The sequence below is a fragment of the Rahnella sp. PAMC25559 genome (assembly GCF_050632365.1).
Classification (GTDB): domain Bacteria; phylum Pseudomonadota; class Gammaproteobacteria; order Enterobacterales; family Enterobacteriaceae; genus Rahnella; species Rahnella rivi.
Window position 1 is genome coordinate 3,879,983 of sequence record NZ_CP192543.1, and the last position, 19,396, is coordinate 3,899,378.

Below are 19,396 nucleotides of genomic sequence, written 5' to 3' on the forward strand. Positions count from 1 at the left end.
TTTCACGGTACGACATCCATGTTCCGGCCACACGGAACACACGACTTCAGGGCGTACGGCAACCACGCCGCACGCCCTGAAAACTCCATCGCGAATTATTTCACATCAGCTTCATCAAAGCTGAATGCCGTATCAGGCATCACGTAGAACCCGGTCAGACGTTTGTTTTTAGCCGATACCAGACGTTCGGTCACCAGGAATGCCCAGGGTGCATCTGTCCAGATTTGTTTCTGAGCATCCGCATACAGTTTGGCTTTCTCGGCTTTGTCGGTGGTTTTCAGGGCATCGGACAAATCTTTATCGACCTGCGCATTGCTGTAAAACGCCGTGCCGAACTGTTTCGGCGGAGCCGCCTGCGTGGAGAACAGCGGCGATAACGCCCAGTCTGCTTCACCGGTAGAGGCCGACCAGCCGGTGTAGAACATGCGGACACCCGCTTCTTTCTGCCCGACGTTCTCGACCTGTGCCGCACGCTGCGCGGCGTCCATCGCGGTCACGTTCACTTTGATGCCCACCTGCGCCAGCTGCTGCTGCGTGAACTGCAAGACTTTCTGCGAGGTGCTGTTGTTATGCGACGACCACAGGGTGGTCGTGAAACCGTCCGGGTAGCCCGCTTCTTTCAGCAGTGCTTTCGCTTTGGCCGGATCGTAAGGCCAGGGTTTGAATTTTGCAGCGTATTCGATGCCCTGTGGCAACGGCCCTTCCGACGGCACGGCATAACCGGCAAACGCCACTTTGATCAGCGCCTGTTTATTGATGGCGTAGTTGATTGCCTCACGCACTTTCACGTTATCAAACGGTTTTTGCGTGACGTTCAGACTGATGTAACGGTGCAGAATCGACGGCGCGGTCACCAGATCCAGCTTTGGATTTTTCTCCAGCAGGGCCGCCTGCTCGTAAGGCACCGGGAAGGCGAAATCCGCTTCGCCGGTTTGCAGCATCGCCGCGCGGGTGTTGTTATCAACCACCGGACGCCAGGTGATGGTGTCGAGTTTTGTTTCGTCTTTCTTCCAGTAGCCATCAAATTTCTTCACTTTCACGAAGTCAGTCTGATTCCACTGATCCAGCGTATAGGGACCGGTACCGACCGGATGGAAACCGATCTCTTTGCCGTATTTGGTCAGCGCCGCCGGGGAAATCATCACCGCAGACGGGTGCGCCAGAATGTTGATGAACGCCGAGAACGGTTCTTTCAGCGTGATTTTCACCGTGGTGTCATCCACCGCTTCGGTGCTGGCGATATTTTTGAACAGGTTATAACGCTTGAGGTGGCTGTCCGGGTTGCTGGCGCGGTCGAAGTTCACTTTTACCGCCGCCGCGTTGAAATCCGTGCCGTCCTGAAATTTGATCCCCGGATGCAGTTTAACGGTGTAAACCAGACCGTCCGGGCTGACCGTGTAGCTGTCTGCCAGCACGTTCTCCAGTTTCATGTTTTTATCAAAGCCAAACAGACCCTGATAGAAGGATTTGGCGACCGCCTGAGACAGCGTGTCGTTGGCGTCATAAGGATCGAGCGAGGTAAAATTAGAGCCTACCGCCACCACCACGTCTTTTGCTGCCCACGCCGAAGCGGACGCCAGCGAACCGAAAACAGCGGCAGCGAGCACGGCCTGACGAATAACGTTCTTACCTTTACGTTTCTGCTGATTCATCTCAGTTCCTTTTCCTGTCTAACCCGTTTGTCTTACGAAGATTGGCGGCTCAAAATAAGCCCCCACAAAAATCAATACACGCCAGCAATCGCATGCCGCGCCACGAAATGCCCTTCCGCCACCTGCACCAGCGGCGCAACCAAAGGCTCATCATGCAAATCGTGGATCGGGCTGGGAATATCATCGACCAGCAGCGCCTGCTCTTTTCGTTTATGCGCCGGATCGGCCACCGGCACAGCCGCCATCAGTTTGCGGGTGTAAGCATGCTGGGGATTTTCAAACACCGCGCGGCGCGGGCCGATCTCAACGATCTGCCCGAGATACATCACCGCCACGCGGTGACTGATGCGTTCCACCACCGCCATGTCGTGCGAAATAAACAGAAAGGCCAGGCCAAACTCTTTCTGCAGATCCATCAGTAAATTGATGATCTGTGCCTGAATAGACACGTCCAGCGCCGACACGGATTCGTCAGCAATGACCACTTTAGGATTGAGCGCCAGCGCGCGGGCGATGCAAATGCGCTGGCGCTGCCCTCCGGAAAATTCGTGAGGATAGCGCTGCGCGTGCTCCGGCAGCAGCCCGACTTTTTCCAGCAGCCAGGCAACGCGTGCCTCCGCCTCTTTCCCCTTCGCGATGTGGTGAACCAGCAAGGGTTCCATGATCGAATACCCCACCGTCAGGCGCGGATCGAGCGAAGCGTAGGGATCCTGAAAAATAAACTGGATGTCGCGGCGCAGATGTTGCAGCGCGCTGCCGCTGACGTGGGTCAGCGGCTCGCCATTAAAAGTGATCGTTCCACCCTGACTTTTCACCAGTTTCAGCAACGAACGGCCGGTGGTGGATTTTCCGCAGCCGGATTCACCGACCAGCGCCAGCGTTTCGCCGGGATATAAATCGAAACTGACTTTTTCCACTGCGTGAATGCGCCGGGTAACACGGTTAAAAATACCGCTGCGCACATCAAAGCGGGTGACCAGATTTTTCACCTGCAAAATCGGCGCGGCGCCCGGCGTCAGGGTATTTTGCACCAGTGCCGGATCGCTCTCTTGTTGCTCAGGCAGCGGAAAGCGCGCAGGGAGCGGTTTGCCGTGCATCGAACCGAGTTTCGGCACCGCCGCCAGCAGCGCCTGGGTATATGGCTGCTGCGGGGCATGGAAAATTGCCGTGACGTCGCCGGTTTCCACGCTGTTGCCTTTATGCATCACCAGCACGCGGTCGGCAATTTCAGCCACCACGCCCATATCGTGGGTGATGAAAATGACGCCCATCTGCATCTCTTTTTGCAGCACGCGGATGAGTTGCAGGATTTGCGCCTGAATCGTCACATCCAGCGCGGTGGTCGGCTCGTCGGCAATCAGCAACGCAGGTTTGCATGACAGCGCCATCGCAATCATCACCCGCTGGCGCATACCGCCGGAAAGCTGATGTGGAAAGCTGTCGAGGATATTTTTGGCTTCGGGAATGCGCACCAGATCCAGCATCCGCAACGCTTCGGCACGGGCGGCGCGATGGTCTTTCCCCTGGTGCAGACGGATGGATTCGGCAATTTGTTCGCCCACCGGAAATACCGGATTGAGCGACGTCATCGGCTCCTGAAATATCATCGCCATATCAGCACCGCGCAGGCTGCGCATCTGCGACTGCGACGCGGCCATCAGTTCAACCACTTCGCCGTTACGACGCCGAAACTGCATGTTGCCCTGTGAAATCTGCCCGCCGCCCTGCTCCACCAGACGCATCAGCGCCAGCGAAGTGACCGATTTACCGGAGCCGGATTCGCCCACAATCGCCAGCGTTTCGCCGCGCCCGACGTCAAAGCTCAGACGGTTAACCGCCGGGATCACCTGACCCTCATGCGAAAACTGTACGCTGAGATTATTTACCGCCAGAACCTGGCCGGGCGGCAGGATCAGAGAAGGGTTCATGGCATCCTTCATGAACGGTAGATACTGACGCTCGGCACGTCGCCCACGCGGGCAAATCCGCGGTACATGCCTTCGCTGTTAAAAGGTAAAACCACGTTGCCGAAACGGTCGATGGCGATCATGCCGCCGATACCGCCGAGCGGCAGCAGCTTTTCCTGCACCACTTTGTGCGTCGCTTCTTCAAGGGATAAACCGGCGTATTCGATCAGCGCCGCCACGTCGTAAGCCGCCACCGTGCGCATAAACACTTCGCCGGTGCCGGTGCTGGAAATGGCGACTGTTTTGTTGCTGGCATAGCAGCCCGCGCCGATGATCGGTGAATCACCCACGCGGCCAGCCTGTTTGTTGGTCATGCCGCCGGTGGACGTCGCCGCGGCCAGATTCCCCCGCGCGTCCATCGCCACCGCGCCCACGGTGCCAAATTTATGTTCCGGATCGAGCGGATCGCCGGACGGCGTGGCGCGCTGCGATGCGCCATCGTGATCGAGGATAACGCCGCTGTCTGCGGCGATGGCCCGTTGCAGCTGGTCGTAGCGTTCCTGCGTAAAGAAGTAGTCCGGCCCGACCATCTCCTGCCCCTGTTCGCGGGCAAAGGCTTCGGCGCCCGCGCCGGTGAACATCACGTGCGGGCTGACTTCCAGCACTTTACGGGCGGTGAGGATAGGGTTACGGATGTGATTGACGCAGCTGATGGCACCGGCATCCAGCGTGCGGCCATCCATGATGCAGGCGTCTAATTCGTGGGTGCCCTGATGGGTGAAAACCGCGCCCTTTCCGGCATTAAACAGCGGGCACTCTTCCAGTAAACGCACCGCCTCGGTCACCGCATCCAGCGCGCTGCCTCCCGAGGCCAGAATGGCCTGCCCGCTGGCGACAATGCGCTCGAGCTCCGCTAAATAAAGTTGTTCTTTTTCGGCACTCATCGCCGCGCGGGTGATCGCCCCTGCACCGCCATGAATCGCAATGACCGGACACAACGTGTTCGAAACGGAAGCCGCTGAATTATCAGTAGAAGAACTCATTAGCACTGCACCCTGTGTTGTTGTATTTATGTAAAGAGAAATGCTGACCTGTTTTTGACTATATTTAGCCCGCTACAGTATGTAAAGCAGAAATGTAAAACCACTGATAACGCGCTAATTGCTTAGATTGTTTAAGAAAATTAAATAAGGGGATCGAATAAACATCCAAGACAAATGACTAAAGAACGGGAATAATAAACGTCCTAACCGTGGATAAAAGCACCTCTGGCTAAGCTTGCTGCGGCCTTTTTATATTTTTTCTTTTTAGGAAATCAGTTATGGAAACTGTCTATAACCGCCGTCGGATCAATGTGATCTCCTGGCTCAGTTACTTCTTTACCGGTGGACTGGTTTCCACCCTCGGTATCGTTATCGGGCCAGTGGCAACCGCATTCAACAAAGATCCGGGCTTTATCGGGCAAATGTTCTCATTAATGAATATTGGTTTGTTCCTGCCGATTATGGTCAGCGGCATCCTGATGCGGAAATTTGATCTCGGCAAACAGCTGATGACCGGCTCGCTGGTTTCTGTGCTGGTGTGTATCGCGCTGTTCGTGATGCCGTCTATCACGCTGTTTGGTGTGGGTGTCTTCCTGATTGGTGCCACTGCGGGCCTGATGATGTCTATCGGCAGCTATCTGGTGGTGCGCATTAATGACGATCCGAAAAAGCGCTCGGCCAACCTTATTTTCACCGATTTCTTCTTTGCCCTCTCCGGCATGACGCTGTCGCTGGTGCTCGGTTTCCTGTTCAAGCACGGCGCAAGCTGGCTGGCGATGTACGGCATTATGGGCGTACTCAGCCTGCTGATGATCCTGCTGTGTGCAGGCCAGAAATTCCCGACCGTAGCCCGTCCGGTGAAAACCGAGAAAAACAGCAGTGTCGCGCAGGAACCCTGGGGCATCGCGGTGTTTTTCCTGTGTATCGCACTGTTCGCCTTCGTGTTCACCGAACTGGTCTTTACGCTGTGGATGCCAAGCTGGCTGCATGAGCATTTCGCCATGGAAACCGATCGCGCCGCAATTTACATCACCACCTACTGGATGGTGAAAGCGATTGGCCTGTTCCTGAACCAGTTCACCGTTCGCTTCGTCAAACTGCGCACCTTCCTGCTGGTGTCCGTGGTAGTCGGCATGGTGAGCCTGAGCGTGCTGACCACCAGCAACTCGGCGTCGCTGGTGCTGTTTGCGGTCGGTCTGTTCGGTTTCTGTAACTCCGGCCTGTTCTCCGGCCTGATGAGCTACGGCAGCCTGCAGGTGAAAAACTCTCCGCCAACGCTGACCTCTGCGCTGCTGACCACCAGCTCCGTCGGTACGCTGATTTTTGCGTCGTTCTCTTCGTTCATCTACAACCAATACGGCTTGTTCTGGGCGCTGAACATCGCGACCATTTCCTACGCGTTACTGGTGCTGATGGTGATTTTCGCTAGCCTGAAAAGTAAGGCCGAAAAGATTAACCACGACGTTTCCGCGCACTAAGATTTTCCCTCACAGCAGGGCTCCGGCCCTGCTGCTTCAGACGTCCTCCCCCAGTGAATCCAGAAAACGTGCCGCCGCCGGTGTCAGCGAATCCGCCTGATACAAGGCATACAAATCGACCGGTAACCGTTCGCTCAGCGCGCAGAAACGCACGCCCGGCCAGTGGATCCGCGCATAGCTTTCCGGCAGCAGTGTGATGCCATAACCGTTCGCCACCAGCGCCAGCGCGGTTTGTGGCTCGTTCACCTGATGCCTGACCTGCGGCAAAAAGCCGTGCTGACGGCACATCGAGTAGAGATAACTGCCGAGGCTGGACGTGTTCATCGGCATCAGAATGAAATCCTCATGCGCCAGCTCGCCCAGCACCACGCTGTTTTTCGCGGCCAGCGGATGATTTTCCGCAATCGCCAGAGCGACGTTTTCGCGCCCCATCAGCCTGCTGGATAACCCCTGCGGCAGCGTCAGTTTAGCTTCGCGCCAGATACCGATATCAATCCTTTGCAGTTGCAGGGCATCAATTTGCTGCAACGGCGTCAGTTCGGTAATCGACCAGGTGATCTCCGGCGCGCGCTCACCCAACCGGTTCAGTGCGGGCATCAGCGGCCCCCACGCCGCGGTGCCCACGGTGCCGAACTGAATATGGCCGACCTCACCGCGCCCGATTTTACGTACCTGATGCAACGAACGGTTGATGCCGTCGAGCATCAGCCCGGCTTCACGCATCAGCGCCGCACCGGCAGGCGTCAGCGCCACCGAACGCGTGGTGCGCAAAAACAGCGGCGTGCCGAGCATCACTTCCAGCTCTTTAATATGCAGGCTGAGCGGCGGTTGCGACATATTCAGCCGCACCGCGGCTTTGCTGAAACTCAGCTCCTCCGCCACCACGCGAAAATAGTGCATAAGCCGCAGATTGATCTGACCCAGATCGAACACCGAATCCGTAAAGGGGCGCGTCATACTTCTCTCCAAAACATCCGTTTATCCCGCATTCATGGCGCATCCGATTTATAGATTTTGACTATAAATCCCGGCGCAGAACGGTATTAGACCTGAACAGCCGCTCACCCTAGCATTGCTGTTAACTCCCACCTACTGTCAACAATGAGAGAAGTGATCATGCTCAATAACCATGCTTTTGACTGCGCAGCGATTATCCGCCAGCGTGCGCCCGGCTTTATTCCTCAGGCTGCGCTGATTTTAGGCTCCGGCCTCGGGACGTTGTGTGACGATATGACCGATGCCATCACCCTTCCCTACAGCGAACTGCCGGGATTCCCGCAGAGCAGCGTCGCCGGTCACGCCGGTGAACTGGTGCTCGGGACGCTGGAAGGCATTCCGGTGATGTGTATGAAAGGTCGCGGCCATATGTATGAAGGCCACGGCATGTCGGTGATGACCAGCGCGGTTCGCACCTTCAAACTGCTCGGCTGCGAGTTCCTGCTGGCGACCAATGCCGCCGGTTCGATGCGTAAAAGCGTGGCGCCCGGTCGGCTGGTTGCGCTGACCGACCATGTCAGCTTTATGCCGGAATCCCCGCTGGCAGGCCCGAATGACGATCGTTTTGGCCCGCGTTTCTTCAGCCTCGCTAACGCCTATGACAAAGACCTGCGTGCGCAGCTCCACGCCGTGGCGGGCACGCTGGGCATCGACGTCGCCGAAGGCGTCTTCGCGGCCTATACCGGCCCGAACTTCGAAACGCCGGCTGAGATCCGCATGATGCAAACTCTCGGCTGCGACGTGGTCGGTATGTCCATCGTGCCGGAAGTGATTTCCGCCCGTCACTGCGGCCTGAAAGTGCTGGCGATTTCTGCCATGACCAATTTCGCCGAAGGCCTTTCCGATACGCCGCTTTCACACGAACAGACCCTGAGCTGCGCCAGACTGGCGGTGGGCGATTTCACCCGCCTGATCCGCGCGTTCTTCGCCAGCTTGTCAGCCACTGCAAAATAAGGAACGGCAATGGAACAGACATTCAACCGCCAGCGGATCAATATGATCTCATGGCTCAGTTACTTCTTTACCGGTGCACTGGTTTCCACACTCGGCATCGTGATCGGCCCGGTTTCACAGGCTTTTGGCAAAGATCCGGGCTTTATCGGTCAGATGTTTACGCTGATGAACATCGGCCTGTTTCTGCCGATCATGATAAGCGGCGTGCTGATGCGCAGATTTAATCTGGGCAAACAGCTGATCACCGGCTCAGCGGTTTCCGTGCTGACCTGCGTGGCACTTTTCCTGATGCCGACCATCACCATGTTCGGCATCGGCGTTTTTCTGATTGGCGCCGCCTCCGGCATCATGATGTCCATCGGCAGCTATCTGGTGGTGCGTATTAATGAAGATCCCAAAAAGCGTTCGGCGAACCTGATCCTCACCGACTTTTTCTTCGCGCTGGCGGGCGTGGTGTTATCGCTGCTGCTGGGCTATCTGTTCCAGCACGGCGCAAGCTGGCTGGCTATGTACGGCGTAATGGCGGTGCTGAGTCTGGCGATGATTGTGTTGTGCGTCGGGCAAAAATTCCCGTCGATTCCGCAGGTCGCGGATAGCAAGCCAGGGTCTGAAAGCCAGCAACACCACTGGGGCGTTTCCGTGTGGGTGCTGTGTTTCGCCCTGTTTGCTTTCCTGCTGGCGGAACCGATTTTCACCATGTGGCTGCCGAGCTGGCTTAAAGAGCACTTCGGTATGGCGGCAGACAACGCGGCGTTTTACATCACGACTTACTGGACGGTGAAATCCATCGGCCTGTTTGTGAATCAGTTTACGGTGCGCTTTGTGAAGTTGCGGACTTACCTGCTGCTTTCCGCCACCGTGGGTCTGGCCTGTCTGGCCACTGCGGCGAACAGCGCAAACCCGACGCTTATCCTGATTTGCGCCGGTCTGTTCGGATTCTGCAACTCCGGGCTGTTCTCCGGCATCATGAGTTACGGCAGCCTGCAGGTGAAGAATTCTCCGCCAACGCTGACGTCTGCCCTGCTGACTATCGGCACGATAGGCACGCTGATTTTCTCCACGCTGTCGTCGCTGGTGTACAGCCGTTACGGTTTGTTCTGGGCGCTGAATACCGCCACTCTCGCCTACGTATGCCTGCTGGCCGCGCTGATTATTGCCTCGGTGAGCAGCAAGGCCGAAGCGCTGGAGCAGCAATCCGCGCATTGAGATGAAAACCGACGCATAAAAAAGGGAAGGCATTGAATTGCCTTCCCTTTTCTTATTGTCACTGCCCGATCACATCTGAGGACAGCGCTGCAAACTGTTGAGCCAGGATGTCTGAGGCTGCGCGACCAGACGGCGTGCACGTCCGTGACGACGCAGGATCAGACCTTTATCCTGCATTTCACTAAGATCGCGGCGAATGGTTTCGAGACTCACATCCAGCGATTGTGCCAGTTCGCTTACCTGTAACACTTCATGCTGTTCGACCAGCTGAAGGATGGCCTGATGGCGATTTTTTTTAAGCACCGGTTATTCCTGTTTGTATGACAGTTGTGTGACGGATGTCACAAATAACGGTAAACATCATACCTGCGTTACATTGTTAATTTTGGGATCGATCTCAATTTTTCGAAAATCCCCTCAAAGTTTTTCCGCCTGCCGCGATTTTTGGTTCGTCCCGATTCTCTGTCATACTGTGCGCATGCTTTTATAACCGCCCGGCTCCGGCGCAGACACCCGCACCACCGGGACGGTATCACTGAGGAATTTTTATGGAATTCAATACCGCCGGTTTGATCTCACTCCAGGAAGCGCTGGACAAAATGCGCGCTCATGTGCAGCCAAAGCACGCACAAGACGCCGAATCTGTTGCTCTGAATAGGGCCGCTGGCCGCATTACCGCCGCGCCGGTACGTTCTCCGGTGTTCGTGCCTCCTTTTGATAATGCGGCGATGGACGGTTATGCCGTCCGCTGTGGCGATCTGCACGACGACGCCGTGTTACCGGTGGCGGGCAAAGCCTTCGCGGGTGCGCCCTTCCACGGTGAATGGCCTGCCGGGAGCTGTATCCGCATCATGACCGGCGCGCCGGTCCCCCGGGGTGCCGACGCTGTGATCATGCAGGAACATGCCGAGGTGACCGATGCGGGCGTGCGTTTCACACATGGAGCGGAGAACGGCCTGAATATCCGCCTGACGGGCGACGACATTAAACAAGGCGACAGCGTGTTGCCGCAGGGCGTACGTCTGGGTGCGGCGGAATTGCCGCTGCTGGCATCGCTCGGCGTCACGCACGTTGAGGTCTGGAAACCCCTCAACGTTGCTGTTTTCTCCACGGGCGACGAACTGCAACCGGTGGGGACGCCCTTGCAGGAAGGCCAAATTTACGATACCAACCGTTTTGCCGTACGCCTGATGCTGGAACAACTGGGATGCAACGTGCTGGATCTGGGCATCATCCGCGATGATCCGCAGGCGCTGCGCAGCGCCTTTGAAGAAGCCAATGCCTTCGCCGATCTGGTGATTTCCAGCGGCGGCGTCTCGGTCGGAGAAGCGGATTACACCCGGCAAATGCTGGATGAACTGGGCGAGATTGGTTTCTGGAAACTGGCCATGAAACCCGGCAAACCTTTCGCTTTCGGCAAACTGAAAAACAGCTGGTTCTGCGGTCTGCCGGGGAATCCGGTGTCTGCGGCGCTGACGTTTTATCAACTGGTGCAGCCGTTTATTGCGCAACTGGCAGGCCATACCGCGTGGCAGTTCCCGCCGCGTTTGCAGGCTGTTTCGGTTTCGGGGCTTAAAAAATCAGCGGGCCGTCTCGATTTCCAGCGCGGTATTTTCAGCACTAACGCGCAGGGCCAGCTCGAAGTCCGTACCACCGGCCATCAGGGTTCGCACGTCTTCAGTTCTTTCAGCCAGGCGAATTGCTTTATCGTGCTGGAGCGCGAACGCGATAATGTCGCGGCGGGTGAACTCGTTGAAATCGAACCATTCAACGCCCTTTTACGGAGCTGAATATGGCCACACTGCCGGAACTGACGGACGCTGAAACCCTGCGTTATAACCGCCAGATCGTCCTGAAAGGGTTTGATTTTGACGCGCAGGAACAGCTGAAAGCCAGCCATGCGCTGATTGTCGGATTAGGCGGTTTAGGCTGTGCGGCGGCGCAATATCTGGCCGCCGCAGGAACCGGTACGCTGACGCTGCTGGATTTCGACAAGGTGTCGCTGTCTAACCTGCAGCGCCAGACGCTGCACACCGACGCACGCATCGGCATGTCGAAAGTGGAATCTGCCGCTATTGCGCTTTGCGCAATGAATCCGCACATCCGTCTGAATCAGATCAATGCGCAGGCGGACGACGACATGCTGAGCGAACTGATCGCCGCCTGCGATGTGGTGGTCGATTGCACCGATAACGTTACCACGCGCAATCAGCTGAACCGGGAATGTTTCGCGCAGAAAAAACCGCTGGTGTCCGGTGCCGCCATCCGCATGGAAGGCCAGCTCAGCGTCTTTACCTATCAGCCGCATGAACCCTGCTACCGCTGCCTGAGCCGCTTATTTGGTGAAAATGCCCTGACCTGCGTGGAAGCCGGCGTGATGGCGCCCCTGGTGGGTACCATCGGCAGTTTACAGGCCATGGAAACCATCAAACTGCTGACAAAATTCGGTGAAACTCCGCGCGGCAAACTGCTGATGTTTGATGCCATGACGTTACAGTTTCGGGAAATGAAACTGATGAAAGACCCACATTGTGAGGTGTGTGGTGGTCACTGATAGTCGAAAAAAAATGGAACAAGGAATGAAGGGTATTTAGGTTGTTGAACATGGCAGCCGCTACGCAATCCGTTTAACCGATAAAGAATTCACCTTTCTGGAATAAAAAAAGGCCGCAACGTTAACCGTTGCGGCCTTTTTATCGACATCAATAATCAGCTATTAATGCCCTGGCTACGGAGATAGTCTTCGTAGTTACCCGAGAAATCGATGACACGGGTCGGTGTCATTTCCAGAATACGGGTGGCCAGTGAGCTCACGAATTCACGGTCGTGGGAAACGAAGATCAGTGTGCCTTCGTACATTTCCAGCGCCATGTTCAGTGACTCGATAGATTCCATATCCAGGTGGTTAGTTGGTTCATCCATGATCAGGATGTTAGGACGCTGCATCATCAGTTTCCCGAATAACATACGACCTTTTTCACCACCGGAAAGCACTTTGACTTTCTTCTTGATGTCGTCCTGACCGAACAGCAGACGGCCCAGCACGCCGCGTACAGCCTGCTCGTCGTCTTTCTCGGATTTCCACTGGCTCATCCAGTCGAATACGTTCATGGAGTCATCGAATTCATATTCGTGATCCTGCGCGTAGTAACCGATTTTTGAGTTTTCGGACCATTTCACTGAACCGGTTTCCGGCTCATGCTCGCCGACCAGCGTTTTCAGCAGCGTCGATTTACCAATACCGTTCGCGCCCAGAATGGCGACTTTCTCGCCCACTTCCAGCATCAGACCGAGGTTTTTAAACAGCGGGCCGTTATCGAAACCTTTGGTGATTTTTTCCACTTCCAGCGCATTACGGAACAATTTCTTGTCCTGTTCAAAACGCATGTAAGGGTTCTGACGGCTTGACGCTTTGATTTCGTCGAGCTGAATTTTATCAATCTGACGGGCACGGGAAGTCGCCTGTTTAGATTTAGAGGCGTTGGCGCTAAAGCGGCTGACGAAAGATTGCAGTTCAGCAATCTGCGCTTTCTTCTTGGCGTTATTGGCGCTCAGAAGTTCACGAGCCTGCGTTGCCGCCGTCATGTATTCGTCGTAGTTGCCCGGATAAACGCGCAGCTCGCCGTAGTCCAGATCCGCCATGTGCGTACACACCATGTTCAGGAAGTGACGGTCATGCGAAATGATGATCATGGTGCTGTTACGTTCGTTCAGCACCTGCTCCAGCCAGCGAATGGTATCGATGTCCAGGTTGTTCGTTGGTTCGTCGAGCAGCAAAATTTCCGGGTCAGAGAACAGCGCCTGCGCCAGCAATACGCGCAGTTTAAAGCCCGGTGCGATTTCGCTCATCAGGCCATAATGTTGCTCTACCGGAATACCCACGCCGAGCAGCAGCTCGCCCGCACGGGATTCAGCGCTGTAGCCGTCCATCTCGCCGTATTCAACTTCGAGATCTGCCACTTTATAGCCGTCGGCTTCGCTCATTTCCGCCATCGCGTAAATGCGGTCGCGCTCTTCTTTCACAGCCCACAATTCGTTGTGGCCCATGATCACGGTGTCCAGCACGGTGAATTCTTCGAAGGCGAACTGATCCTGACGTAATTTACCCAGACGCTCGTTCGGGTCGAGTACGACGTTACCCGCTGAAGGCACTAAGTCGCCACCGAGGATCTTCATGAAAGTGGACTTGCCACAACCGTTCGCGCCGATAAGGCCATAACGGTTACCGCCGCCAAATTTCACGTTAATGTTTTCAAATAACGGCTTGCTGCCGAATTGCATGGTGATGTTGTAAGTACTTAGCACAACGCTCGCTCTTAATTGGGAAATGTGATTTGGCGCGCATTATGCCACAACGGCGCGTCGGGATCGCCTCTCGTTGTGTACAAATTTCACTCGATAGTAAAAAAATTCGTCATGCGCGGGGAAATGTTTGAATTACACACACAAAAAACCCGGCCTCAGCCGGGTTTTCCAGTACAACGCCTGAAATCAGAAGTTGTAACCGATCACGCCGTAGTAACCCCAGCCGGTAGATTTCACATCGAAATTACCGTTACCGAAGTTCAGCTCAGCGCCGTCAGCCCACTGGCCGCCGTTGTGGAAGTAACGCGCCACAAACGAGTAATGCCAGTGTGTATAGTTCAGCGAGAGGATATGGCTGGACGCGATAGAGTTGTTAGAACGCGCTTTGTTGCCGTTCAGGTCACGGAAATCGTCGTCGCCCAGTGAGGAGCCCCAGTCGAAGTTGGTGAACCCGATGTAGCTCAGGTTACCGCCCCACATTTCAGTCAACGGAACGAAGTATTTCACTTTGAAACGGTAACCGTCCCAGCTGTTTTCGTTGGCCGCGCTGTAGTTTTCCCACTGGTATTTTGCATACACGTTCAGAGACAGGCTCATCGGCAGATGGGTGTCGATGTCGGTGCCCAGACCCATGTACCAGGTGTTCTGACGGTTATCGCTGTCCGGACCCATATCGTAGATATAGTTGTTGGCGAAGTACCATTCTTTGAACGGACCGAAGCTCAGATCGGTGCCGGTCAGCTTATCAATAGAGAAACGCGGTTCGATCTCCATAAACAGCGGAGAACCGTTTTTGTCCCAGATACCGGTGTCATTGCCGTTACCGGCGCCGAAGGTTTTAGGAATATCGATATAGCCGTAGAAATCGAACCAGTCTTTGTGCGCAAACGCTTCATATTCAAGGTAAACGTCGTTACGCAGGGTCGGTCCGAAACGGGTATCGGCGCTGCCTACAACGTTTACACTCTGGTGCCACCAGTCAGAAACAAATTCGCCCTTGCTATCATCAGCGAGCACGGTCGCGCTGTAGGACAAAGCCATCAAAGCGCCTGCTGCAATAATTTTATTTTTCATATTTATACCAGAAGCGGGGGAGGAACAGCGCCTTGCCACTTTCAGACGCTGCATATATCAAACCCTAAAACTGTGATCCGCAACCGATTGCTGCACATAGTATAAAAACATGCAATTACCAGTGACTTCCTACAAGAGTTAACTTTTCTTAGCTAATAAATAGATTTGGTCAAGGTTTGTCAATTTGTGTTTCATCCTGATACATCCTCAATGTGATATCGATCACAGATATGTTTCAGGACGAATTCATTCAGCCGCCTGAAGCTGTGATAATCCCGTGCTGATAAAATGACCATTCGTTATTTGTCATGCTATAATCATGACAAATAACGGTGCGGAGGCACACATCATGAATATCAAAAATACCGGGCTGTCTTCCGGCTCTGTGCAAGATTCTGCAACGCCGCTCTGGCAGTCTGCGGGGCTTCCCGCAAGCAGCGGAATCAGTTTGGTTAATGCCATACAAAAGGGTTTTCCGGTTGATAGTATTAGCCGTCTTAATACTGAGCTGGGATGGCCGAAAATGGTGTTACTGGAAATAATGGGCATTAACGAACGCAACTATGCGCGTCGTAAGGCCGGAAACGGATTACTGAAAAGTGAAGAGAGCGAGCGTGTGGCGCGTCTGGTGCGCATTGTGGATGCCGCAACGGATCTGTTCGAAGGGGATCGTATCTCCGCGCTCGAGTGGTTCACCCGCCCTGCGCCGGCGCTGGACGGTTCACGTCCGCTTGAGTTGCTGTCTTCTGAAGCGGGCGCGGTGGAAGTGAGCCGCCTGATTGGTCGTCTGCAACACGGTGTCTTCAGTTGAAGCTGTTTCGCATCGTACAGAACCGCCATCTGGCAACGGCCTGGTCGGGCGCGGGTGCGCAGCTTTATGGCGGGCGCTGGAATCCGCCGGGCAGGCCGGTCGTCTATGTCACCACCAGCATTTCGCTGGCCATACTGGAAATGCTGGTGCACTTACAAAACAGCATGCTGATGCGGTCCTACACGTTGCTGAGTATTGAGGTGCCGGAAGAATTGCTCGACAGGCTGGACGTGTCGGAACTGGCCGCAGACTGGCGAAGCGCATCTCCGCCGGACAGCACACAACGTCAGGGTGACGCCTGGCTGGCGGAAGGTGATTACGTCGGGCTGAAAGTGCCGTCGGTCATTGTCCCGACGGAATACAACGTGCTGCTCAATCCGCAGCATCCTGCGTTTGCGGATTTACTGAGTTCAGTACAACGTGAGCCGATGATGTTTGACCCGCGCCTGCAATAACCTGCTGGTCTGCTTGCAACGCGGGCCGGACACTCACTCTGCTTTTCTGTTGCTGCGATAAATCAGGGCCAGCGCGATGACCAGACAAGGTATCGCCGCCAGACGGTGCCAAGAGAACGGGATGGACGGATTATCCAGCCAGCCGAAGTTATCAATCAGCATGCCCATCGCCAGTTGCCCCAGAATAACCGCGACCGTCGCCACCGCCGTCCCCACTCGCGGTACTGCCGTCACCATAATGATGATGTAAGGCACGCCAAACAGTGCGCCAGCCAGCTGCCATTTCGGTACGGTCAGTAACGTCGCCTGCTGCGGCGTTTGCAGAAACAAGATCAGCACAGCCGTGATCGCCGCGCCCACGCTGAAGGTCAGGAAGGCACTTTTCAGGACGCCCACTTTTTCACCCAGCTGACCGTTTACCGCCGCCTGCATACTCAGCGCAGCCCCCGCCACAATCGCCAGAATAATCATAATCAGTTCAGTCATCGGTTAACTCCAGGCAATCAGAACAAGGGCGGCAACGATAAACAGCAGAGCCAGTAAACGCTCCCTGCCGACTTTCTTGTGTGGCGTACCAAACCAGCCGTAATGGTCGATCAAGACGCTTTTCGCCACCTGTCCTGACAAAATCGCGATCATGGTCATGCCGATGCCAATCACCGGCGTCGCCAGCGTCAGCACCACGACATACACCGGCCCCAGCAAGCCGCCAAGCAGCGTCCAGCCGGGTTGTTCGGTAAACGACGGCGCATTGCGCGGGCTGAAAAACAGCACCAGTAATCCAGTCAGCACTGCGCCGACCCCAAAAATACTCAGCGTGGCCCACAGGTGCCCCACTTCCGTCCCTAACGGCCCGATCAAACCGGCCTCCAGCGATAGCCCCATCCCCGCCAGAACGACCAGCGGAATTAACATCAGATTCATTAGTAGTTTGCTCATATTATTTTAAGAAGCGGCGACTATAGCGTGGCACTGCTTTGCGAAAAACAGCACAATAAGGAAAATACCTTTGCGGATATTGCACAGATGAAAAGCTTCAATCAGATCAACATCCAGTCTTTACGGCTGTTTGTTGCGGTGCTCGACCAGGGAAATTTCTCGGAAGTGGCCCGCCGCGAAGCGATGTCGCCCTCGACGGTATCGCGCGTCATTTCGCAGCTGGAGCAGGCATTACAAACCCAGTTGCTGTACCGGAATACGCGTGCAGTCAGCCCGACCGAATCCGGGAAATTGCTGGCTGAACGTGCCCGTCAGGTACTGGCTCAGCTCGAACTGGCAGAACTGGATCTGCAGGAGCAGGACAGCGAGCCGGGTGGCCTGATACGCATCAATGCGCCGGTGGTTTTTGGCCAGCGGCATATCGCCCCCTGGCTGCATGAGCTGAGCGCCCGTTATCCGCGTCTGAATATTGAGCTGATGCAGACTGACGATTTCATTGATCCGTTACAGGACAGCGTTGATCTGCTGATCCGAATCGGCGTGATGGCAGATTCCACCCTGCAGGCCCGCACGCTCGGACAGCAGAACTTCCGTCTCGCCGCCAGCCCTGCCTATCTTGCCCGTACAGGCACACCGCAAACGCCCGAAGAGTTAGCCGCTCACAGCTGTCTGGTGTTTAAAGGATTCGCCGGTTCGCAACGCTGGTACTTCCGCCAGCCGGAACAGGAATGGCGTTCGTACAGCCTGCGCGGCGTCCTGACCAGTAATAATGCGGAAACCCTGACAAAGGCAGCTGTGGATGGCATGGGGCTGGTGGTATTCCCCACCTGGTTAATCGGCGACGCCCTGCGCGACGGGCGGCTGGTCAGCGTGCTGGAAGATCATCAGGTATCCACCTCGCCCGAGCCGCAGACCATATCCGCGCTGTACCCGAATGCACGAAAAGCCTCGATCAAAGTGCGGGCAGTGATTGATTTTCTGGTAGAGAAGTTTGGCAGCCCTGCATACTGGGAGTGAGGCGTTGCACTCGGGCTCTTTCGATGAGTCCGGGAATATTTCGGTTTCTCAGGTGCGGCGATCACCTAACTCACTGCGCCGAAACCGACCAGAGGGGAAAGGCTTTTCCCCTCTGAACTCCCCTCGCTTTTTTCAACACGCGATCTGCCTGCTGGCTATGTTTCAGGTATCACCGCGACAGGCTGGAAATCTTGCCGCTACGCGGTGCCTTCTCTCGGTCCTGAAGCCTTAGGTCTTCAGGCCGCTCCGTTCAGCAAGATTTCTGAATCGCCCGCAGGATCTTAAATTCAAGAACAGAGCGGCAGCGCGCTGCCCTCTCTCGGTCCTGAAGCCTTGGGTATTCAGGCCACTCCGTTCAGCAAGATTTTGAACCGCCCGCAGGATCTTAAATTCAAAACCGCTCTGCTTTTCAGGGAAAATAAACAGCAAGGTTGTGCAGTATAAGCCTGCGGCCGCTTTCAAAAATCACGCCGGAGGAGAGGTGGAAAACCGCGCGTCTTTTTGCGCGGGTTGTAACCCGAACGGAGGGCACCGCGCAGCGGCGGGATTTTGCGACTATCACTTCATCATCTGAAACATAGCCAGCGAGCGGAGCGCGCAGTTTAAGAGCCCGGAATTCTAAAGGTATCACCGCGACAGGCTGCAAATCTTGCCGCTGCGCGGTGCCTTCTCCCGGTCCTGAAGCCTGAGGTCTTCAGGCCACTCCTTTCAGCAAGATTTCTGAATCGCCCGCAAGATCTTAAATTCAAGAACAGAACAGATTTATCTTTTAGAAAAAGTTGATTGGCGTGCTCAAAATTCAGCTGAACGGAGCGGCTTCGAGACCTATGGCTCGAAGACCGAGAGAAGGCAGTGCGAAGCACCTGAATTTACGCCACTCACTGATGCGTCAGAACATGTCCATCGTCCCAGCGAAGCGCGCAGTAAAAAGAGCCCGGGATTCTTAAGGGTGGCGGCGATAAGCCACCCTTAAGGCCGGTGTGGGTGGCAACCCACGGTGTTGACCTTAAAGCTGAATGCTAAAAGCTAAAAGCCCCCCAACACCATCCCCACATGCGCTATCCCATCTTCATCATAAATGTCGGTATTCGCCACAAACCCCAGCCGGCCGTAAAACCCTTGTAAATGCGCCTGTGCGGAAATCACCACGCGCGCACCCGGCCAGTGTTTATGGCAGGCTGCCAGCGCCTGTTCCATCAGCTGATACCCCAGCTTCAGGCCGCGGGCTGACGGGGCGACAATCACCCGCCCGATCGCCACGTCATCGGCATGGCGCAGGATCCGCGCGTAGGCGGCAGGTTTTCCTTCCAGCCAGGCGACGATATGCCGGTTTTCACCGGCCAGATCCTGCCCGTCGATATCCTGATAAACACAGTTTTGTTCCACGATAAAAACTTCCGTTCTCAGCGCCAGAATGGCGTAAAGCTGCGCTGCGTTCAGGTCGCTGTGATGATAATCCTGCCAGTAAAGCGATGATGAGTCGGTCATGAAGAAGTGCCCTGCCTGTTTCTGAAAGCCAAAAAAAAGAGATATTCCTGAGAATATCTCTTTTTAACACA

At 55.4% G+C, this 19,396-nt stretch carries 18 protein-coding genes; 8 read left to right on the forward strand and 10 right to left on the reverse strand.

Going from position 1 to position 19,396, the window contains the following annotated elements; all coding sequences use genetic code 11:
• Nucleotides 1-95: 95 nt before the first annotated feature.
• The 3 genes from gsiB to ACQZQY_RS19010 all read right to left on the reverse strand — a co-directional run bounded on the left by gsiB (nucleotide 96) and on the right by ACQZQY_RS19010 (nucleotide 4,602).
• Nucleotides 96-1,652, reverse strand: a complete 1,557-nt coding sequence (gsiB, locus tag ACQZQY_RS19000) for a glutathione ABC transporter substrate-binding protein GsiB (RefSeq protein WP_183847662.1) — start codon at nucleotides 1,650-1,652, stop codon at nucleotides 96-98.
• A 71-nt stretch (nucleotides 1,653-1,723) separates the two neighbouring features.
• Complete coding sequence (gene gsiA, locus ACQZQY_RS19005) at nucleotides 1,724-3,580, reverse strand: glutathione ABC transporter ATP-binding protein GsiA (protein ID WP_371414276.1); 1,857 nt, start codon at nucleotides 3,578-3,580, stop codon at nucleotides 1,724-1,726.
• A gap of 8 nt (nucleotides 3,581-3,588) precedes the next feature.
• Complete coding sequence (locus ACQZQY_RS19010) at nucleotides 3,589-4,602, reverse strand: isoaspartyl peptidase/L-asparaginase family protein (protein WP_431296204.1); 1,014 nt, start codon at nucleotides 4,600-4,602, stop codon at nucleotides 3,589-3,591.
• Between the two features lie 278 nt (nucleotides 4,603-4,880).
• On the opposite strand from ACQZQY_RS19010, the gene tsgA (ACQZQY_RS19015) reads away from it, so the two are divergent.
• On the forward strand, nucleotides 4,881-6,080 hold the full coding sequence (tsgA, locus tag ACQZQY_RS19015) for an MFS transporter TsgA (RefSeq protein ID WP_431296205.1): 1,200 nt from the start codon (nucleotides 4,881-4,883) through the stop codon (nucleotides 6,078-6,080).
• A gap of 36 nt (nucleotides 6,081-6,116) precedes the next feature.
• Here tsgA (ACQZQY_RS19015) and ACQZQY_RS19020 read toward each other — a convergent pair whose 3' ends face one another.
• Nucleotides 6,117-7,037 carry a LysR family transcriptional regulator gene (locus ACQZQY_RS19020; RefSeq protein ID WP_431296206.1) on the reverse strand — a complete coding sequence of 307 codons (921 nt, stop codon included), beginning with the start codon at nucleotides 7,035-7,037 and terminating at the stop codon, nucleotides 6,117-6,119.
• 159 nt (nucleotides 7,038-7,196) lie between these two features.
• Here ACQZQY_RS19020 and xapA point away from each other — a divergent pair, with 159 nt between their 5' ends.
• Together xapA and tsgA (ACQZQY_RS19030) are read left to right on the forward strand one after the other, a co-directional pair.
• Nucleotides 7,197-8,030: a xanthosine phosphorylase gene (gene xapA, locus ACQZQY_RS19025; protein WP_056769164.1), complete on the forward strand. Its 834-nt coding sequence runs from the start codon at nucleotides 7,197-7,199 to the stop codon at nucleotides 8,028-8,030.
• A 9-nt stretch (nucleotides 8,031-8,039) separates the two neighbouring features.
• On the forward strand, nucleotides 8,040-9,236 hold the full coding sequence (tsgA, locus tag ACQZQY_RS19030; RefSeq protein ID WP_431296207.1) for an MFS transporter TsgA: 1,197 nt from the start codon (nucleotides 8,040-8,042) through the stop codon (nucleotides 9,234-9,236).
• A gap of 69 nt (nucleotides 9,237-9,305) precedes the next feature.
• Here tsgA (ACQZQY_RS19030) and ACQZQY_RS19035 read toward each other — a convergent pair whose 3' ends face one another.
• Complete coding sequence (locus ACQZQY_RS19035) at nucleotides 9,306-9,539, reverse strand: DeoR family transcriptional regulator (protein ID WP_056769160.1); 234 nt, start codon at nucleotides 9,537-9,539, stop codon at nucleotides 9,306-9,308.
• Between the two features lie 245 nt (nucleotides 9,540-9,784).
• Between ACQZQY_RS19035 and moeA the strand changes: the two genes are divergently transcribed.
• Together moeA and moeB are read left to right on the forward strand one after the other, a co-directional pair.
• Nucleotides 9,785-11,026, forward strand: coding sequence for a molybdopterin molybdotransferase MoeA (gene moeA / locus ACQZQY_RS19040; RefSeq protein WP_431296208.1), 1,242 nt, complete (start codon nucleotides 9,785-9,787; stop codon nucleotides 11,024-11,026).
• Between the two features lie 2 nt (nucleotides 11,027-11,028).
• Nucleotides 11,029-11,790, forward strand: a complete 762-nt coding sequence (gene moeB, locus ACQZQY_RS19045) for a molybdopterin-synthase adenylyltransferase MoeB (protein WP_431296209.1) — start codon at nucleotides 11,029-11,031, stop codon at nucleotides 11,788-11,790.
• Nucleotides 11,791-11,945: 155 nt separating this feature from the next.
• On the opposite strand, the gene ACQZQY_RS19050 is transcribed toward moeB, so the two are convergent.
• Entirely contained in the window at nucleotides 11,946-13,541 is a 1,596-nt protein-coding gene (locus ACQZQY_RS19050) for an ABC-F family ATPase (RefSeq protein WP_072158016.1), read from the reverse strand.
• A 186-nt stretch (nucleotides 13,542-13,727) separates the two neighbouring features.
• Nucleotides 13,728-14,615 carry a nucleoside-specific channel-forming protein Tsx gene (locus ACQZQY_RS19055; RefSeq protein WP_056769154.1) on the reverse strand — a complete coding sequence of 296 codons (888 nt, stop codon included), beginning with the start codon at nucleotides 14,613-14,615 and terminating at the stop codon, nucleotides 13,728-13,730.
• A 349-nt stretch (nucleotides 14,616-14,964) separates the two neighbouring features.
• On the opposite strand from ACQZQY_RS19055, the gene parS reads away from it, so the two are divergent.
• Nucleotides 14,965-15,426, forward strand: coding sequence for a type II RES/Xre toxin-antitoxin system antitoxin (gene parS / locus ACQZQY_RS19060; RefSeq protein WP_122094690.1), 462 nt, complete (start codon nucleotides 14,965-14,967; stop codon nucleotides 15,424-15,426).
• Nucleotides 15,423-15,881 carry an RES family NAD+ phosphorylase gene (locus ACQZQY_RS19065; protein WP_122094688.1) on the forward strand — a complete coding sequence of 153 codons (459 nt, stop codon included), beginning with the start codon at nucleotides 15,423-15,425 and terminating at the stop codon, nucleotides 15,879-15,881. Before parS ends, ACQZQY_RS19065 begins: the two co-directional genes overlap by 4 nt.
• 33 nt (nucleotides 15,882-15,914) lie before the next feature.
• Here the strand turns inward: ACQZQY_RS19065 and ACQZQY_RS19070 are convergent, their stop codons facing one another.
• Together ACQZQY_RS19070 and ACQZQY_RS19075 are read right to left on the reverse strand one after the other, a co-directional pair.
• Complete coding sequence (locus ACQZQY_RS19070) at nucleotides 15,915-16,367, reverse strand: DMT family transporter (RefSeq protein WP_056769150.1); 453 nt, start codon at nucleotides 16,365-16,367, stop codon at nucleotides 15,915-15,917.
• A gap of 3 nt (nucleotides 16,368-16,370) precedes the next feature.
• Nucleotides 16,371-16,805, reverse strand: a complete 435-nt coding sequence (locus tag ACQZQY_RS19075; protein WP_056769148.1) for a DMT family transporter — start codon at nucleotides 16,803-16,805, stop codon at nucleotides 16,371-16,373.
• Nucleotides 16,806-16,907: 102 nt separating this feature from the next.
• Between ACQZQY_RS19075 and ACQZQY_RS19080 the strand changes: the two genes are divergently transcribed.
• Complete coding sequence (locus tag ACQZQY_RS19080) at nucleotides 16,908-17,837, forward strand: LysR family transcriptional regulator (RefSeq protein ID WP_122095602.1); 930 nt, start codon at nucleotides 16,908-16,910, stop codon at nucleotides 17,835-17,837.
• Nucleotides 17,838-18,863: 1,026 nt separating this feature from the next.
• Here the strand turns inward: ACQZQY_RS19080 and ACQZQY_RS19085 are convergent.
• Entirely contained in the window at nucleotides 18,864-19,325 is a 462-nt protein-coding gene (locus ACQZQY_RS19085) for a GNAT family N-acetyltransferase (protein WP_431296210.1), read from the reverse strand.
• Between the last annotated feature and the right edge of the window lie 71 nt (nucleotides 19,326-19,396).

Coding starts and splice junctions, on each gene's coding strand:
- tsgA (WP_431296205.1), top strand. CDS start 4,881: ATGGAAACTGTCTATAACCGCCGTCGGATCAATGTGATCTCCTGGCTC.
- gsiA (WP_371414276.1), bottom strand. CDS start 3,580: ATGAACCCTTCTCTGATCCTGCCGCCCGGCCAGGTTCTGGCGGTAAAT.
- tsgA (WP_431296207.1), top strand. CDS start 8,040: ATGGAACAGACATTCAACCGCCAGCGGATCAATATGATCTCATGGCTC.
- gsiB (WP_183847662.1), bottom strand. CDS start 1,652: ATGAATCAGCAGAAACGTAAAGGTAAGAACGTTATTCGTCAGGCCGTG.
- moeA (WP_431296208.1), top strand. CDS start 9,785: ATGGAATTCAATACCGCCGGTTTGATCTCACTCCAGGAAGCGCTGGAC.
- ACQZQY_RS19010 (WP_431296204.1), bottom strand. CDS start 4,602: ATGAGTTCTTCTACTGATAATTCAGCGGCTTCCGTTTCGAACACGTTG.
- moeB (WP_431296209.1), top strand. CDS start 11,029: ATGGCCACACTGCCGGAACTGACGGACGCTGAAACCCTGCGTTATAAC.
- ACQZQY_RS19020 (WP_431296206.1), bottom strand. CDS start 7,037: ATGACGCGCCCCTTTACGGATTCGGTGTTCGATCTGGGTCAGATCAAT.
- xapA (WP_056769164.1), top strand. CDS start 7,197: ATGCTCAATAACCATGCTTTTGACTGCGCAGCGATTATCCGCCAGCGT.
- ACQZQY_RS19055 (WP_056769154.1), bottom strand. CDS start 14,615: ATGAAAAATAAAATTATTGCAGCAGGCGCTTTGATGGCTTTGTCCTAC.
- ACQZQY_RS19080 (WP_122095602.1), top strand. CDS start 16,908: ATGAAAAGCTTCAATCAGATCAACATCCAGTCTTTACGGCTGTTTGTT.
- parS (WP_122094690.1), top strand. CDS start 14,965: ATGAATATCAAAAATACCGGGCTGTCTTCCGGCTCTGTGCAAGATTCT.
- ACQZQY_RS19070 (WP_056769150.1), bottom strand. CDS start 16,367: ATGACTGAACTGATTATGATTATTCTGGCGATTGTGGCGGGGGCTGCG.
- ACQZQY_RS19085 (WP_431296210.1), bottom strand. CDS start 19,325: ATGACCGACTCATCATCGCTTTACTGGCAGGATTATCATCACAGCGAC.
- ACQZQY_RS19075 (WP_056769148.1), bottom strand. CDS start 16,805: ATGAATCTGATGTTAATTCCGCTGGTCGTTCTGGCGGGGATGGGGCTA.